The organism is Sphingobium subterraneum (assembly GCF_014199435.1).
GTDB classification, from domain to species: Bacteria; Pseudomonadota; Alphaproteobacteria; order Sphingomonadales; family Sphingomonadaceae; genus Sphingobium; species Sphingobium subterraneum.
Genome location: NZ_JACIJP010000001.1, coordinates 597,784 through 614,382, shown reverse-complemented (window position 1 = coordinate 614,382; position 16,599 = coordinate 597,784). Strand labels below are relative to the sequence as shown.

Here is a 16,599-nt window from a genome sequence, read left to right as displayed (position 1 = left end):
AGGGATCGGTCGGGCATTCGTCCGGCCGGTCCCTTTTTTGCTGGCGTTGATGTCGCCTCCGCTCGGGAGCCCGGACCTTTGGCCCGGGTCCGTCGCGGCAGCGATGCGAAGCCGCAAGAGCGGCTCCGGCCTCCTGTGCGCGGCTACGCCGTGCTCGTCGCAGGGATCCGCTTCGCGGGTGGTTTTGGATTGGTCGTAGGAATGGATCGAGGTGTGGCGCTCGCGTCAGGCAGGGGTTTGAGAGCGGCGATGGCGGCTGCGCCGCCTACCCGGATCGCGGCGGTAAGCAGATCACGAAATTCGCGTTCGGTCAGTTGCTCGACGGGAAGTTCGGGAACGATATTGGCATATTTACCGCGCAATGCGCGGCGGGTTTTTTCGACCTCCTCGACCATCTTGCGCTGGCGCGCTTCGAGGTCGGCGAGACGTTCTCTGTCGGTCATCTTGGGCATGTCGATCATCCTTCGAGATGGTCTGCCCGCCGTCCCCAATATTGGACACCAGACCGGCGTCTGCAATCCCCCGGATCGAGGAAAGCACATGATAGTATCGGTTCCCCCTTTTGCTTGGCAGGATTGCCTGCCGGCGTGCCGCCGGCGGGAGGACAAGACCCCTTTGGGGGAGCCGCGCCCCTTCCGGGACGAGGCGACGCAGCGAGCAAGTCGCTGCGAGACAAGGACGCACGGCCGTGGCCGTATTGTAATGCACCGTACGCACGGGTGCTGCGGCGATAAACCGCTGTAAAACATGGGGTTGTGCCGGGTGCCATGTCACCCGCCGGACACGGGCTCTGGCACCCATGGCTTCCCATGATCAATTTAGCCGTCGTGGAGGGCCAGATTTCCGCCATTTCGGCATGGGTGCCATGGAAGACGGCCAATTTCCTTGAGTTTCTTTGACGTTTGCTATATAAGAGCGTTGCTTCATGACACTCTGTCGTCGGGCTCCAACTTGGAGCTGCGACATGCGCAGAGTGAGTGTCCGGGTGGACGACACCCTATACCAACGCCTTCAGCGCCGCGCGCTGGGCAGCAATCTCTCCCTTTCCGATTTCGTGCGCTCGGTCCTGGTTCAGGCCGCCGATAGCCGCGGCCGCTACATCTATTCGTCCCAGGATGAGATGCTCGGGATCGCCATTCAGATCCTGACCCTGCTCGCGACATCGATCGGCGAGCAGTCTCCCAAACTGCTCGAACGCGCCATGCTGGATGCCAAAGCTGTCTTGCGCGAACGCGGCCTGCTCGATCCGGAGCAGGACCGGTGAACACATTGTCCGGCCCCAACGCCAGCGTGCCGCACATATCGGACAGGCCGCCATTCCACCCCCGCAACTGTCAGGAGTCACGCTCATGAGTATCTTCCGCAACGACACGATCGGGAGCTGGACCCGCGGCGGCCAGTCGATCGTCCACAATGTCCGCATGACCACCCAGGTCTTCTTCCAGACCGTCACTGCGGGGCTGGCGCTCTGGGTGATGGGCACCCTTTGGTATGCCCTCGAAAAATCAAGTGTTTATGAACGCTTCGTCCTCACCAAACTGGTCGAAGCTAGCTTCAAGGCGGATGCCGCGCCGGGCACCAACGATCCGGTGCTGTTCAGAACCCCGGCCGGGCAGCAATACTGGACCTCGGCCGACTGGCTGCTCGCATCGCAGCTCGCCAAAAAGACCCTGCACAGTTTCGAACTGTACCTGATCCATGGCGCGCTGCTCTCGGGCGTATTCGCGCTGGCGGCACTTGGCATCGCCTGGTTCAGCTTCACCAGGACAGGCAAGGGACTTGGCTCCAACGAATATATTCGCGGCGCGCATTTTGGCACTGTGCGTCAGGTCAAGCGTGCGCTGCGGGGAGAGAAAAAGGGGAGCTTCGCCATCGGCGGCGTCCCTGTCCCTGACGCCTTCGAGCCCGAACATATTCTCCTGTGCGGTGCACCCGGCACCGGCAAGACCAACCTTCTGGTCAAGATGCTCGAAGGCATCCGCAAGGAGCACAAGCGGGCGATCGTCTATGACACTGCCGGCACCTTCGTCGAGAAGTTCTACCGACCGGGCAAGGATATCATCCTCAACCCGCTCGACATGCGCACCGCCAAATGGTCGCCCTGGGGCGATGTTCCGCGCGACTATCATTACGACCAGATCGCGGAATCGACGATCCCCGAAAAGCATGGCGACCCCTTCTGGGCCAAGGCGTCGCGTGGCACATTGGTCGCCGTGCTGAGGAAGCTTGCGCGCGAGGGTGAGATGCTGGTCTCGGTTCTGCTCGACCGGTTGCTCCGTTCGAAGCTCAAGGACCTTGCCGCCTTTGTCGCCGGAACCGATGCCGCCGCCTTCATCAGTCTCGAGGGAGAGCGGACTTCTGCCGGCATCCAGGCTGAACTCGCCTCGGTGATGCGCAGCTTCTCTTATCTGGACGACGCGCGCAAAGGTCTTTCGATCCGCGAATGGGTGCAGAACGAGGAAGGCGACAACTGGTTGTTCATCACCGTCAAAGCTGACCAGCTTCCCTCGCTGCGCCCCCTGATTACGGTCTGGCTCGACATTGCCATCTCGGCGATCATGAGTCTGACGCCTGATCGCAAACGCCGCCTCTATTGCGTTATCGACGAGCTGCCGACGCTTCAAAAACTGCCGTCACTCTCCGACTTCCTCGCCCGCGCCCGCAAATATGGCGGCTGCGGGATATTGGGGTTTCAGTCCTACCCGCAACTGGAAGCGACCTACGGCATTCAGGATGCCGCGGCGATTACCGGCTATTGCTCGACCTGGGTGGCCCTACGCGCCAACGACACCCCCACCGCCAAGCACGTTTCGGAGAATTTGGGCCAGGTCGAGCAGGTCGAGGCCAATGAGGGTATGTCCTACGGCGTCAACGACATGCGCGATGGGGTCAACCTGTCGCGCATGCAGGTGACGCGGCCACTGGTGATGCACACAGAGGTCAACAACCTTCCCAATTTCTGCGGCTATCTCAGGTTCGGGCGTAATCTGCCCGTTGTGCGGTTCGAGGACAAGTTCAACACCGTGCGGACCGTTGCCGAAGGGTTTATCGAGCGCGATACCCCGCCGCTGCGCGACGCCCAAGGCCAGGCGATCATTGCCGCCATCCATGGGGAGACGGATACGGAACCGGCCCAGAAAGCAAAAGTAACGCGGCCGAAGAGGGGAGCAAAACCACCCCAGAATATAGCGAGGCACCTACCTCAGACCGAATTGTTTGCATCATCACCGGAAGATGCAGGCGATGGTGACCGGAAGCCTGCCTCCGACCCGGAAGCCCCGCCTGTCACATCGTCGCCTACTGCACCCGCCGATCCGCCGAAACCCGTTCAGGACTTCACGTTGGCGCCGCGCCGCGGGGACCAGCGCATCGAGATCGACGTCTACGACCGCGAGAATGGTCCGGCCCGTAAGGCAAAACCGGCATGATCCATCCTCGCCGCCTGAAGGGCACGTCGGGTAATATCGCCCGCTATTATACGGTGGGCGATTATTACACCAAGGGCGGCGAGGAGCCCAGCGAATGGGGCGGGAAACTTGCTCCTGAGCTGGGGCTGATCGGCAGGGTCGAGCCCCATGTGTTCGAGGAATTGCTCGCCGGTCGTGTTGCGGGTCAGCAGCTTGGCCGTCACCGCATTGGCGGCGAGTTCCAACATCATCCCGGTTGGGATTTTGCGGTCAACGCGCCAAAGTCTGTGTCGATCATGGCGCTGGTGGCAGGCAATGAGCGGATCATTGCCGCGCATGAACAGGCCGTCACCACGGCACTATCCTACCTCGAGGAACATGCCGCGCTGCGCCGCCGCGAGGATGGCGACGTCGTCCATGAGACTACCGGGCGATTGCTGTTCGCGCGCTTTACCGAGCATGCCAGTCGCGAGCTCGATCCGCATCTCCACACCCATGTCGTCGTCCTCAACATGACCAACCGGGAGGAGGGCGCACCGATAGCCAGCCTTGAGACCCGCGCCATGTATGCCGAGCAGATGGTCGCAGGGCAGATCTACCGCAACGAACTTGCCCTTGGGCTTCGGGAACAAGGCTTCGAGATCGAGTTCGACCCCAGGAGGGGGCTGTTCGAGATCGCGGGCGTGCCCAAGGATTTCATCCGCGCAACATCGCAGCGCGCCGAGCAGATCAACGCGCATGCCAGCGAGCATGGGCTGAGCGGGCAGGCCGCCCGGCGCGCCTCCTTCTACCAGACCCGCGGACCCAAAGCCAAGACCGGCCTTGATGAGCTTCGTTGGCAATGGACCGAGCGGGCCAGACCTTATGCCGACGAGATCGCGAAGGTACAGGCCGGGGCGGCCGAGCGGGATGGGCAGGGCGTGGAGCCGGATCCCCTGACCGCCAGCCGTGCCGCGCTGTTTGGCATCCGTCAGGCCGAAACCCGCGAGGCGGTAACGAACCTCGGCACCCTCTATCGTCATGCACTGGCAAGCCATGTCGGGGAAGTGCGGTTCTCCGACATTCGTCCGCTGATCGGTGCCCAAGAAGAACGGCGCAAGCTGCTCGCGACGCGTGAGGCAACCGGCGATCAGATATTGACGCGGGGGCGCGTGACACGGCGTAGCGCCCGGCTCGAACAGGCGCTGGTCCGCGAGCTCGCTTTGGCGCTCGACGATGCGCGGCCGATCGTATCCTCCGACCGGCTGCTCGCCGTGCTGGACAATGCCGGGCTCACCCCCGCGCAGGAGCGGGCGGTGGTGACACTCGGGGTTTCGCATGACCGGGTGATCGGACTGCATGGCGTTGCAGGAGCGGGCAAGTCGATGCTGGTGCAGACGCTCAAGGCATCGGCCGAACCGGGTACGCAGCTCATCGCGCTCGCCCCCACATCATCCGCCGCCGCCAATCTTGGGGCAAGTGCGGGCGTGGAATCGCGCACGGTCGCCAGCCTGCTGGCGGGCGGCGGGCATGGCCTCAGCGATGCCCATATTCTGGTGCTCGACGAGGCTGGGCAATTGGGCAACCGGCAGGCTCTACGCATGCTTGAGATTAGCCGCGTGACGGGCGCGCGCCTGATCCTGCTCGGCGACAACAGGCAGACTGGTGCGATCGAGCAGGGCAAACCCTTCTGGCTGCTTCAGCGCCTGGGATTCCCAACCGCCGAGCTCACCGAATCCATGCGTCAGGAAACCCGCGCGATGAAGGCGGCGGTTACCGCGGCACGCTCGGGTGACTATGCGGGCTCGCTCGCCAAGCTCGACAAGGTGGTGAGCGGCGCCGACGCGGAAACTCTGGCCAAGGGACTGGTTGGGGAGTGGACCCGGCTTAAGCCCGAGACCCGCGCTACCACCAACATCCTCGTCCTGGAAAACGCCACGCGGCTGATCGTCAACACGAAGATCCGCGAGACGCTCAAATCGGAAAGCGCGATCGCCGCCGAGGACACGAGGCTTGCCATCCTCACGCCGGCGGGACTCTCCGATCAGGAGAAGCATTTTGCCCGCTTTTATTCTGGCGGTCAGGTCGTGACCTTCGCGCGTGATGTGGCCGGTGCCGGTCTCGCCCGTGATACCGAGTATCGCGTCGTCGGCGTCGGGCGCGAGGCCAATGGCCGCCAGGTCGTTCGCCTTGTCGACGAGCATGGCCACACGGTTCGCTGGGATCCAAGATTGGGGCAGGCGCGACAGATCAACGTGTTCAATCGCGAGGAGCGCGATCTGGCAGAGGGCGACCGCATCCAGTGGCGACTGGCTAATAAAGAGCTGGATCTCAAGAATGCCGAACGGGGGACGGTAGAAAGACTGGAGGGCACGCAGGCAACGATCCGCTGGGATCGGGGTGAGCGGGTCCAGACCGTCGACCTGTCCGAGCACAAGACCTGGGATCATGGTTATGCCGAAACCGTCTATTCGGCGCAGTCGAAGACCTATGCCCGCGTTTATGTGCTGGCCCCGGTCAGTTCCCCCCTCGTCAATGGCCAGAATTTCTACACCGCGATCACCCGCGCCCGGCTTGGGGTGAAGCTCTGGACCGAGGACGAGAAGCGCCTCGTCGAAAAGCTGGAACAGCGATCGGGCGAGAAAACCTCAGCGCTCGAAGGGCTGGGGCGGCTCCAGAAGGATTCTGCGCGCAGCTATGCTGATCGTCACGCGACAAGCCTAGCGCAGGCTCGGGGCGAGCAGCTGCGTATGCGCCGGGAGCGACGAGACGGAGCCCTTGAGCGCCAATTTGATCGTGGCCGCTCACCTGAGGGTCTGGGAGAGCGGCTGGCCGATAGTGCGCGCGGGATTGGCGACATATTGGACCGCATCCTGCAATCCGCGTTTGATCGTAGCGCAAGACCCGATCCGGATTCTGTCCGCACGTCACGAGCAGGTGCGCGGCATGAACCTGTGCAACGCCCGCCGGATCATCAGCCCCAGCCGCAATCTCAACCCCAGCCCAATCATGGCATCGATCGATGATCGGAAGACCTTGGCCAAGGATGATCATTATGACCCGCTTCAACAGCTTTGCCTGTTCTTACTCCAGTGTCGCCCATCTGGCATTGCCAGTCTGTGCGGGCCTCGCTTTGCTTACCACGGTTCCGGCCCAGGCCCGCAGTACGCGAGAGGGGGAAGGGCGGATCGCCCAATGTATTCGGCAGGCGGCGGGGGGTAAGCCCTGGCTCGAAAAGACGCTGTGGGGTTTGCGCGACCAGGAAGGGGGGTGGATTGGTGCGGAGGTACGCAATACCAACGGCTCGCACGATCTCGGGCCGCTGCAGATCAACAGCTGGTGGGTGCCGAAGATCGCAACGCTGGTAGGCCGCTCGCAATCCGAAGTTCGTAACTGGCTGATGCATGACGCCTGTTTCAACGCCGGAGCCGCGCGGTGGATATTCCTGTCGGCGCTCAGGACCACGGGCGATTTCTGGACAGCGGTCGGAGTCTATCATAGTCCGACTGCCTGGAGACAAAGGCGTTACGCGCTGAGCGTTGCTGGTCACATGGTGCGCCGGTTTGGACGGGACATCTTTTCCTCACCAATGATGTCAACTCAACGGATGCTGGAATGGTGAGCCTATCGAGCACATAGCTGGTAAGTTCTACCGGGTGTGGTAATACATTCGGCAATTCCGAAACAGCAAGCCTAACCCTATCAGCGTCTGAGATGGTTGATTTATCGAGAGGCTGTGCAGGCCGGAAATAAAGCACTCGCTCGAAATTGCCCAATCGATGGGCTGCCTCTCTGACGATGAGCGCTCCCGGATGCGAAATGCGATGATCATCAGTACCGATGATCCAGCTGGGCTCTCCTGTCGCGATGACGGCTCCGATTCTTAAGGCGCCATAAGCAAGTACCGTATTTAGAACTTTGGACCAGATGGCCACTGCAATCGCGTCGCATATAGGAAGCGAGCCGTGTGAATACTAGCGCGTAAACCCATAAAATTTCTTGAGGATTGGCAGTTTGCATGATTCAGAGCCTTCAAACTTTGGAGGGCTGGATGGCACGGCGACGGTATGAACTGACAGATCGGGAATGGGCGATCATTGAGCCCTTGCTGCCCAACAAGCCGCGCGGGGTTCCCCGGGTGGATGATCGGCGGGTTCTCAACGGGATTCTGTGGCGCTTCCGTTCGGGTGCGACATGGGCAGAAGTCCCGGAACGCTACGGGCCACCGACGACCTGCTACAACCGGTTCGTCCGCTGGCGCAAGGCTGGGGTGTGGGACCGGCTTCTGGCAGCGGTTTCCGCTGGTTTCAATGGCGAATTGGTGATGATTGATTCCACCTTCATACGCGTCCACCAGAACGGTGCGACGGGTAAAAAGGGGGAGGTTGCGATCGTGGCATGGGACGTTCCCGGGGCGGCCTCACCAGCAAACTCCACGCTCTTGTCGACGCTGACGGACGCCCTGTCAGCCTGAGACTGACCGGCGGGCAGGTCCACGATGCCTGCGAGGCCGAGGCGCTGATCGAGGCCATTCCCGAAGGCGCAACCCTGCTGGGGGACAAGGGGTATGACAGCAACGCCATCCGCGAAGCGGCCGCAGCCAGGAATGTCTGGGCCAACATCCCCAATCGATCCAACCGCAAGCAGTGCTTCGCCTTCTCGGCGTGGCTCTATAAACAGCGGAACCTCGTCGAACGCTTCTTCAACCGGATCAAGCAGTTCCGTGGCATCGCGACACGCTATGACAAAGACCCGGCCAACTTCCTCGCCGCCATCAAACTCATCTGCGTCCGACACTGGTGCGCCGCGTAATGAGTCTACGCGCTAGAAATCACTGTCTTCGCCTAACAGAGGAGTACGCCTAATTCCTTTGACCTGCCACTCGTTTCGACGCCGCACCGGGCACCTCCACCATGGGTACCGAGACCTGTACCGCCATATCGCTCGGCGAAAAAAATCAAGGTCAAGCCTTGCGAGCCGCCTAACGACTTTGTTCTGAAAGTCTGCGAACATGCGGGTAGCTTCGAGAGACATCCTCGGTGTAGCCTAGATTGGCGACAGTCGTTGATCTGGCACGCGCGCCAGAAGTCTCGTACAGGGAACCACACATGCGATCCCAAAACGCATTACCATTACCAAAATTACCATTTTCATTATGATAATGATGTAATAGATGTCGACGCTTAAGTCTCTGAATGTACTTACTCTTCGGAGTAAATGGCAGATGTTGGATACAGTGCAAGAACGAATTGTAGGAACTCACCAACAATCCTGTAGCGAAGCACAGCGCGCCACCGCCAATATCTCCAATAAGATAACCGATCGGAATCGTGCCGATTACCAAAGACGGCAGCGTGTGCCTGAGCCTCCCAAATAGTCGCTCAAGGCGATTGGGATCAGTATGATGATCGTAATGTATGCGCTTCCAAACGGCCGCGGAGAAACGAAATTTGAACATCCAACTACTGTGCATGACAAAGCGATGCAGAAGATACCAACTCGTATGAAAGGCCATCCAGGCTATCGCTATGCATTCAATCGATCGAACGAGTGGCGCGGGGCGTATCGCATAGATCGCGAGGGATACGGTAAATAGTGCTAAATTCACAATAATCGTATAGTGACCAAGATAGCAGACCGTCAAATCACGCAGTGTCATTCGATCAAGGTTATGCGACCGCTTCTGTGTTCCGCTCTCTGCAAGGTCACTCATCTATATTACCTCCGATTCGATAAGCATTTTATTTCAATGCAGAAGATATGAAGGTCTGATGACAAATTATCCGCACTATCAAGTTGCGCTACCCACATTTCACTGCCACTCTTTAGGGCTTAGTCTATAAAGGTTGTCAGGGCAAGCTGCTATGCCGGTGCAGCTCTTTGCGTGGGAGCATTTTGCAGTATTGGGGTGTGCGCCGCGAGCGCGAGTTGAATTTTGCTGCAGCTAAGGCGGAGACGTCAAACGAATACCGTGCCTGTGCTCTTGATGTTTCCGTCAACGCATACCGTGGCACCGAACTTTTTCTGACGACTGCTCACCTCGTTTAACTTCAATGGGTGATAGTTTTGCTTGTTATCGCTGTGGCTATAGTGTAGTCGTTCAGCACGGAAATTGGAAGTGGTCTCGTGATGTTTGCAGTGTCTAAGGCGCCGGATGATCTTGTGATTACTCCGCGAGATCGCCGATTTTTTAGGGGTGGTACGCAAAAGCGCTTTTGGTTGGCGAACAATCCGGTGGCAACCGCTTTCTACAACGCCCTTTCGGTAACCCTTCCCTATGGTGAAGCGTTTTTCATTGAATCTGTCGGGGCGTTTCGAAGCTCCCTTCCCGAGAAATTGGCGCGAGAGGTCAAGGCTTTCGTCCGTCAGGAAGCCATTCATAGTCGCGAGCATGCAGCTCTTAATCGGAACATTGCGTCCTTCAACTACGACGTTTCCCGTTTGGAGGAGCAAGTGATCGGTGCGCTAAGTTCTCTGCGCGGTATGTCGGCGATGATTCGGCTGACCGTTACGACGGTGTTGGAGCATTATACCGCTGTACTTGCTGCTCAGTTTTTAACCGACGATCGCCTTGTCAAAGAACGATTCGAAATCGACCAGGTTGCCCTTTGGTGTTGGCACGCCATGGAAGAGATCGAGCACAAAGGCGTCGCTTATGACGTCTGGTTGCACGCTACGCGAAATTGGTCTGGTGTCAGGCGGTGGAGTTATCGAGCGATTTCCATGATTTTTGTGTCGCTCAGTTTCTGGAAAAATCGATACCGGGCGATCACTTGGCTTCTTGCGCAAGATGGAATTACGGGGGTTAGGGCGCACGCTAAGCTCCTTTGGTATCTTTTCGTCAACCCTGGCGTACAGCGCAAGGCTATCGTTCCCCTTCTCGCCTTCTGCCTGCCAGGCTTCCATCCGTGGAACAAGGACGACCGCGATTTGATCCTCGAGTTTGACGGCAACGACAGGACGCCGGGCCGGGATCCGGACTCCAAGTGCTTGGCCTCGGTGTCAGACATTGCGGGTTAACGAAAAGTTGCTCGGCCGGGATGTCCAGCATTTGCAGGGTGCTCACAGGGGAGGGCGCCTAAACTGCTTTATGAAGGCGAGATATCTCCTGACATGTACCAAGACCGGGGTCGCGCTCAAGAACAGGCGCAGTTTTCGAAGATCGCTTGCCAGAAAGGGGTGTAAATGACCACCCATGGGCCGGCAATGGGAACGGCGGATTTGGAGGTCGCGAGACAAACAGGTAGGGCGATCAAAATGCGAGAAACGATTTTCATAACCGGCGCTGGGTCGGGAATTGGTCGTGCAACGGCTGAACTATTCGCCGCGCGGGGATGGCGTGTTGGCCTGGCTGATGTCGATGAGTCGGGGCTTCGCGAAACTCTCAGTCTTCTCGCCTCGCCGGAAAGACACGCTGTTTATCTCTTCGACGTCCGTGATCGGGATAGCTGGATTGCGGCGCTGGCTGATTTTACAATCGAAAGCCAAGCGAAGCTCAACATTGTGCTGAATAATGCAGGTATCGGCCATCGGCAATATCTGCATGAGACATCTGCGGAAATGGTCGAACGGGTAATCGACGTCAATTTGAAAGGCTTTTTCTGGGGCGCACAAGCGGCCTTCCCTTACCTGCGAGCCACGTCAAAAGCCGCACTGATCAATACTTGTTCGGTTGCCGGGATATTCGCGCCGGCGCAGATGGCACCTTATAGTGCTTCTAAATTTGCTATCCGTGCACTGACTGAATCGCTTGAAAGAGAATGGCGCGAATTTGACATAAAGGTAAGGTCGATCATTCCCGGGTTTGTCGATACGGAAATGCTTTCGAACGTAAATGCCGGTACCAATCGCACAACCCGCGAGAGTGTAGTGAAGGCAGGTCTTGAAATCTCATCGGCAGTCGAGGTAGCATCGGCGGTTTGGAAGGCCTACGGTGGCAAGAGAGTTCATGTATACGTAGGGAGAACATCAAGGGTATTGCGCATAGTAACGCGATGGGGGCCATGGTTTTTGCCGTGAATGTCCTGTATATCTATTTAATGTCGTCAGTTATATTTGTCATATAACTAGACACGCACCTTTTTTTCGGCATAAGCTATTTTTCATTTTAGGAGCGCAGTGGTGGACAATATTCGATTGCCGATCAGTAGCGGCCAAAAGGCTATCGTACTTAAAGCGATTCAGGATCCGGCGGATGTTTCCCATAACCTTCTAGCGGTTTTCGAGTTAAAGGGTTTCGCCAACTGTCACCAGCTCATGCCGCGATTGGTGCAGGCCATCGCATCACGGCCCGCCCTGCTCATGAGAATTGAACAGGAAAATGGTGCTTTTTTCCAAATTGGTGGTTCAATAGAGGATATTAAAATTCAGACAGTGGAAGTTTCTTCTCCGTCGGTAGAGTATATTGTCAAAGATGCGCAAGATCTAGCCGACAGGCCATTTGAGATATTGGGTGAGGCGCTAATACGCATCAGAGTTTATGATCGGGAAGGCCTTCCGCCGGTATTGGCAATCATCGCAAACCACACGGTAGCAGATCTTGCTTCACTCCATATTGTGTTCGAAGATATTGTCGCGGATAGTAAAGGTGGCCTGCGCAATAGCGACCTGAGCAGCCTTCAGGAATTCTTGGCCCATGATATTCTTGCTCGGCGGGGACAGAATGGGGAGCGTAGCGCGGATTTTTGGCGTGTATCGCTTCAAGGCGCGCCGGAGGAGACGGGCCTACCGCTCGATCGCCCTCGTCCGGTCCGCCGCGCACGCCGCGGTATCTCGGTCCGGCGCGATATCGCGCCGGAAACAGCGGCGCAGGTTGGTCGCCTCGCGCGCGAAATCGGCGCGACGGAGTTTACGATCTATCTGGCAGCGTTCTTCCTTCTCCTTTCCATCCACGATGACAGCGGCTCGATCGTCGTGGGCACGCCCGTATCGTTGAGAACCAAATCGTCGCTGAGAAAGGTGGTGGGATACCTCGCCAATGTCGTCCCAATTCGAATTGAGTTCCCGGAATTCTCAACGGCTGCGGACGTCATCAGGGCAGTTCGAGCGCGTACGGCGGAAGCGATGGACCACGCCGACCATCCTCTCGATGCCATTCTTCGGGCTGCACACGTCAAAACGCAGGCCAATGTCGCGCCGCTGTTCCAGACCCTGTTCATGTGGAACGACATTCGATCACCAGCCCGAGGGCGATCGACGAGCGATCTGCAGATACTGCATCTGTCACAACGCGGCTGTGCCTTTGACCTTATGCCGACAGTTTTTATGACCGAGGAAGCGAGCTGGTTCAGCCTTCAAGGTGACGCGGGCATTTTCGACAGAACGACTCTAGATCGATTGGCAGATTATTTTTTCCGGATTGTCGACCTTGTTTGCAAGGATCCAGCCTTGCCGCTGGAAAGCCTACGATCCTGCCTTGGCCCGCCGGCTTTCTTGGCCGGCCATTCGGCAAGCGCGAATGAAGGTGCAATAGGCCACATATTCAGATATCTCGCGTCGGGTTCTGATGCCATCGCTGTTCAGACGGGTTCGCGGTCGATCAGCTACGCTCAACTTTCGAGGCATGCAGGGACGGCTCAGGATCACCTCCGTAAGTTGTCGTTGGGGGCAGGCGATACAGTTGCCTTGTCGTTCGATCGCTCCGTTGGCTACATTGCTTATCTACTGGCCTGTCTCGCCAGTGGTATCGCTTTCGTACCTGTGTCAGCGAGTGAACCATGCGATCGCCTCTTAGGGATGCTGCAGCGTGCCGGAGCGTCTTGCCTGGTGACAGATCGTGAATTTCGCCCTGACATTTCCGTCGCGCAACATGCTTCGGTTTCGTTCGCCGGCCAGCCGATCGCAGATGTGGAATTGTACGACGGTGAAGGATCGGCTGCTGCCTACGTGCTCTTCACCTCCGGCTCGACCGGCTTGCCGAAGGGTGTGGTGATCTCTCGCGATGCGCTATCGAAAACGGTCGCAAAGCTTTCCGACTTGGTCGGATTCAGTCAAAATGATTCCATCGCGGCGATATCCGCATTCACGTTCGACATCTCTCTTCTCGAGCTGCTGATGCCGTTTTTCCGGCACGGCCGCCTGCACTTGCTCGACGACGAGGCATCGGGCGATCCCGTGCGGATCGCTGGCTATGTCGCAAAGCATCCTGTCACCTTCCTACAGGCTACTCCGTCCATGTGGCGGCTGCTTGTAATGGCGCGTCTCGATTCCGCGCTTCCCCTGACAGCCTTGTGCGGCGGAGAAGCCCTGGGCCCGGACCTGGCCCAGGACATTTTGCCTAAGGTCAAGGTGTTATGGAACCTCTATGGTCCGACCGAAGCAACGATTTGGGCTACCGCTCATCAGGTCATCACTCATAACGACGAGATACCGATCGGCTTGCCAGTTTCAGGAATGAATATCGGTATCTTCGGCCGTGATGGAGCACTTCTTCAACAAGGAGTTGTGGGCGAGGTAGGCCTTGCGGGCGAAGGTCTAGCGCTCGAATACGCTTCGGATCCCATTTCCACGGCCGAGCGCTTTAGGGCACTCGCTGGAGGGGGAGAAGTTGGGCGTTGGTATTTGACAGGTGACCTCGGGATGATCCGGGATGGTCGACTTCTATTCAGGGGCAGGCGGGATGGCCAAGTCAAGATCAATGGTCACCGCATCGAGCTTGGCGAGGTTGCAGGCATTGCCGAGCGTGTAGATGGCGTTACCGAAGCCGCTGCGGTGGCCTGGCGGGAAGGGCCGCAGACCCACATTTCGTTATTCTTTTCTCCATCGGAGAAGGCCGCAAGCGATATCGTAGAAACAAGAATTCTGCATGCTATTCACGACAGTCTGCCGCGTCAAATGCATCCACGAGACATCCGGGCGATCGAAAGAATACCGAAGACTTCAAGCGGAAAAACGGACCACCGCGAATTGAAGCATCTGGCGGCGCAGCAACGCATCGAACGTCGGGCGGACAATGCATATCGCGGTCCGACCACGTCTGTTGAAGCAGCCCTGGTGGACATTTGGGAGTCCGTCCTTCGTATCGACCCAATAGGCGTCGATGACGATTTCTTCGATTTGGGTGGAACCTCAATTCAAGGCGTGGAGATCGCCGTGCGGGCGCAGAACCTGGACCTCCAGATTTCTCCTGAAACGATACTGGCCTACTCGACTATCGCTGAAATTTCCGCCGAGCTGATTAGAGTGAGTTCGATCGATGCCTGAACTGAAGATCCCGCTGCGCTTTTCGGGAATTGGAATATCGATACCCGAACAGAAAGTGTCATCGGAGGAGCTTATCGAGAGATGTCCTCCCCTCTCGAGCTTTCCATTTCGGCGGCTGACTGGAATCGAGAATCGTCGGTCTGCTCGTGGCGTTTACTCGTGGGGCTTGGCGCGGGAGGCCGCAGAACGATGCATCGCTTCGTTCGCCGAGGGCCCCGCAGCGATCGGGGCAGTGATCGGCACGTCATGCTCACGCATGGATGGCGATGGCCTTCAAGTCTCGATGGAGCCCAGCCTCGCGTCGCAACTTTGCGACGAGCTGGGAATCGATGCTGATATCAAATTTGACGTCTGCAATGCCTGCGCTGGGATATGGACCGGAATTTTTGTAGCCGGGACTTTGATTGCAGCAAAGCGGGCCACTCATGTCCTAGTCGTCAGCGGCGAGTATGTGACCCATCTTGGGGAAACAGCGACGAAGGAGATAACTGGCCCCGCAGATCATCGTCTCGCCTGTCTTACGCTTGGCGATGCCGGGGCCGCGGTCATTGTCTCACAGTCGGCGCCGTCTGGAGAGGGTATGCCCTCGCTGAGTGTCCGGACATTTCCGGGATATTCCCGCTACTGCGTCTCGAAGCCAACTAAAGAAGCCCACGGCGGCGCGGTCACCACGACTGATCTGATGAAGCTGGGATCGGTCGGCGTCCAGGCGGTTGTTAGCGAGGCTCACCGAGTGCTTCGTAATTCCGACAGTCGCATTGGGGATCTGGCCGCGATCATTCCCCACCAGACGTCAAGGCTGAACATGCTTTCGGCGATAAACGAGTTTGGCCAGATAGAGCCGGGTAGCGCCCGGCAGCTGGAACCAAAGATCGTCGATATACTTGCCGACTATGGCAACACCATCTCGACAAGCACCTTGCTGGCCTTCTGGCTGGCGATGAAGGCTGGTCGCGTCGTCGATGGCGACAAGGTGTTATTCGCGATGGCTGGCGCAGGCATCACGATTGGCGTCGCGCTCTATGATGTAGGTTCGCTTCCCTCTCGCCTGCACGCCCCGCAAGATCGTTGCGTGCCCTCAATCCCAGATCGAGCCAACCCGATTTTTGAAGGTATCGAGATTGTCGGACGCGCCTGCCTCCCACGGATCGCCGCAGCATCGGCTATGGATATGAGCGTCGCGGCCGCGATACGGGCGTTGGCCACGGCCAACATCGGGATAACGGGTGTCGATCTGGTGCTGTTCGCCGGCGTCTACCGTCAAGACAACGCCGTGGAGCCAGCAATGGCCGTCGCAATAGCCGGCGAGCTCGGCATTACCGGGAAGGCGGATGCGCCAGGCTCAGTCGAGTCCGTGCTGGCGTTCGATGTGGGCGGGGGAGCGGTCGGCATCCAAACCGCACTCAGCATTGCGTCTGCCCTTGTCGATGTTTTTCCAGCCGCCACCATACTCGTCGTGGCTTCGGAATATGACACGAATCCGGATCTGGGCGCAGCACCGATTGGTATCGACGAAGGGGCTTGCGCCTTCGTGATCCGCAAGACGGACGACCGATATCGCTCGCTACGCGGGCAGATTACTTTTGCGCGGGGCACGGCGACTCTGCTCGGATCACGATCCCGACAGGGCAACGGCGGCGCAATCGTAGACCGGCATGCCGATCCGCTAGCAAGTGCGGCATGTACCGAGCTTATATGCACTGCCCTTCTGGATCTGAAGGACTGCGGGAAATCGCACGTCGTCGTTCTGGCCGAGCATCTGTCTGAGGCGGACTCACGCAAAGTTTGGGCAGCGCTTACCGATGTCAAGGCGCAAGAGAGTGTTCTCCATTGCAGAATCGGATCGCACACCCTGGACTGTGGTCTCCTACTTGCGGGACATTTCGAACGGTTCTTCGCCACTTCTCCCTCGGAAGAGGTCGTCGTCATCCAGGTCGGCTCCGGCGTGAGTTGCAGCGTTCTTCGTCTGCCTGTGATCGATCGCGAAAAGCATTGAGAGGCTCGGATTCAC

At 58.4% G+C, this 16,599-nt stretch carries 11 protein-coding genes; 9 read left to right on the top strand and 2 right to left on the bottom strand.

Translation table 11 applies throughout. From position 1 onward, the window contains the following. Window positions 1–143: 143 nt before the first annotated feature. Complete coding sequence (locus tag FHS92_RS02985) at window positions 144–452, bottom strand: hypothetical protein (RefSeq protein WP_184077379.1); 309 nt, start codon at window positions 450–452, stop codon at window positions 144–146. 512 nt (window positions 453–964) lie between these two features. Between FHS92_RS02985 and FHS92_RS02980 the strand changes: the two genes are divergently transcribed. The 5 genes from FHS92_RS02980 (at window position 965) to FHS92_RS02960 (ending at window position 8,198) form a co-directional block, all read left to right on the top strand. Then, complete coding sequence (locus FHS92_RS02980; RefSeq protein WP_246351747.1) at window positions 965–1,264, top strand: CopG family transcriptional regulator; 300 nt, start codon at window positions 965–967, stop codon at window positions 1,262–1,264. Window positions 1,265–1,349: 85 nt separating this feature from the next. Continuing rightward, entirely contained in the window at window positions 1,350–3,428 is a 2,079-nt protein-coding gene (locus tag FHS92_RS02975) for a type IV secretion system DNA-binding domain-containing protein (RefSeq protein WP_184077375.1), read from the top strand. Beyond that, complete coding sequence (gene mobF / locus FHS92_RS02970) at window positions 3,425–6,412, top strand: MobF family relaxase (RefSeq protein WP_184077371.1); 2,988 nt, start codon at window positions 3,425–3,427, stop codon at window positions 6,410–6,412. Before FHS92_RS02975 ends, mobF begins: the two co-directional genes overlap by 4 nt. 29 nt (window positions 6,413–6,441) lie before the next feature. Then, window positions 6,442–7,008: a lytic transglycosylase domain-containing protein gene (locus FHS92_RS02965; RefSeq protein WP_246351746.1), complete on the top strand. Its 567-nt coding sequence runs from the start codon at window positions 6,442–6,444 to the stop codon at window positions 7,006–7,008. A gap of 429 nt (window positions 7,009–7,437) precedes the next feature. Then, window positions 7,438–8,198, top strand: a protein-coding gene (locus FHS92_RS02960; protein ID WP_221230864.1) for an IS5 family transposase whose coding sequence is annotated in 2 segments (ribosomal slippage) — window positions 7,438–7,774 and window positions 7,774–8,198 — 762 coding nt in all. Because the reading frame shifts where the segments join, the coding sequence is not laid out codon by codon here. Window positions 8,199–8,367: 169 nt separating this feature from the next. On the opposite strand, the gene FHS92_RS02955 is transcribed toward FHS92_RS02960, so the two are convergent. Then, window positions 8,368–9,099 carry a sterol desaturase family protein gene (locus FHS92_RS02955; RefSeq protein WP_184077369.1) on the bottom strand — a complete coding sequence of 244 codons (732 nt, stop codon included), beginning with the start codon at window positions 9,097–9,099 and terminating at the stop codon, window positions 8,368–8,370. Window positions 9,100–9,515: 416 nt separating this feature from the next. Between FHS92_RS02955 and FHS92_RS02950 the strand changes: the two genes are divergently transcribed. The 4 genes from FHS92_RS02950 to FHS92_RS02935 all read left to right on the top strand — a co-directional run bounded on the left by FHS92_RS02950 (window position 9,516) and on the right by FHS92_RS02935 (window position 16,584). Continuing rightward, window positions 9,516–10,406, top strand: coding sequence for a metal-dependent hydrolase (locus tag FHS92_RS02950; protein WP_184077367.1), 891 nt, complete (start codon window positions 9,516–9,518; stop codon window positions 10,404–10,406). Window positions 10,407–10,571: 165 nt separating this feature from the next. Further along, complete coding sequence (locus tag FHS92_RS02945; protein WP_184077365.1) at window positions 10,572–11,405, top strand: SDR family oxidoreductase; 834 nt, start codon at window positions 10,572–10,574, stop codon at window positions 11,403–11,405. 102 nt (window positions 11,406–11,507) lie between these two features. After that, window positions 11,508–14,588, top strand: a complete 3,081-nt coding sequence (locus FHS92_RS02940) for an AMP-binding protein (RefSeq protein ID WP_184077363.1) — start codon at window positions 11,508–11,510, stop codon at window positions 14,586–14,588. Then, window positions 14,581–16,584 (top strand): 3-oxoacyl-[acyl-carrier-protein] synthase III C-terminal domain-containing protein, encoded by a 2,004-nt coding sequence (locus tag FHS92_RS02935; protein ID WP_184077361.1) that lies wholly within the window; start codon window positions 14,581–14,583, stop codon window positions 16,582–16,584. The genes FHS92_RS02940 and FHS92_RS02935 overlap by 8 nt, the downstream gene beginning before the upstream one ends. The last annotated feature ends 15 nt before the right edge of the window (window positions 16,585–16,599 follow it).

Coding starts and splice junctions, on each gene's coding strand:
- FHS92_RS02965 (WP_246351746.1), top strand. CDS start 6,442: ATGACCCGCTTCAACAGCTTTGCCTGTTCTTACTCCAGTGTCGCCCAT.
- FHS92_RS02955 (WP_184077369.1), bottom strand. CDS start 9,099: ATGAGTGACCTTGCAGAGAGCGGAACACAGAAGCGGTCGCATAACCTT.
- FHS92_RS02935 (WP_184077361.1), top strand. CDS start 14,581: ATGCCTGAACTGAAGATCCCGCTGCGCTTTTCGGGAATTGGAATATCG.
- FHS92_RS02945 (WP_184077365.1), top strand. CDS start 10,572: ATGACCACCCATGGGCCGGCAATGGGAACGGCGGATTTGGAGGTCGCG.
- FHS92_RS02950 (WP_184077367.1), top strand. CDS start 9,516: ATGTTTGCAGTGTCTAAGGCGCCGGATGATCTTGTGATTACTCCGCGA.
- mobF (WP_184077371.1), top strand. CDS start 3,425: ATGATCCATCCTCGCCGCCTGAAGGGCACGTCGGGTAATATCGCCCGC.
- FHS92_RS02975 (WP_184077375.1), top strand. CDS start 1,350: ATGAGTATCTTCCGCAACGACACGATCGGGAGCTGGACCCGCGGCGGC.
- FHS92_RS02985 (WP_184077379.1), bottom strand. CDS start 452: ATGCCCAAGATGACCGACAGAGAACGTCTCGCCGACCTCGAAGCGCGC.
- FHS92_RS02980 (WP_246351747.1), top strand. CDS start 965: ATGCGCAGAGTGAGTGTCCGGGTGGACGACACCCTATACCAACGCCTT.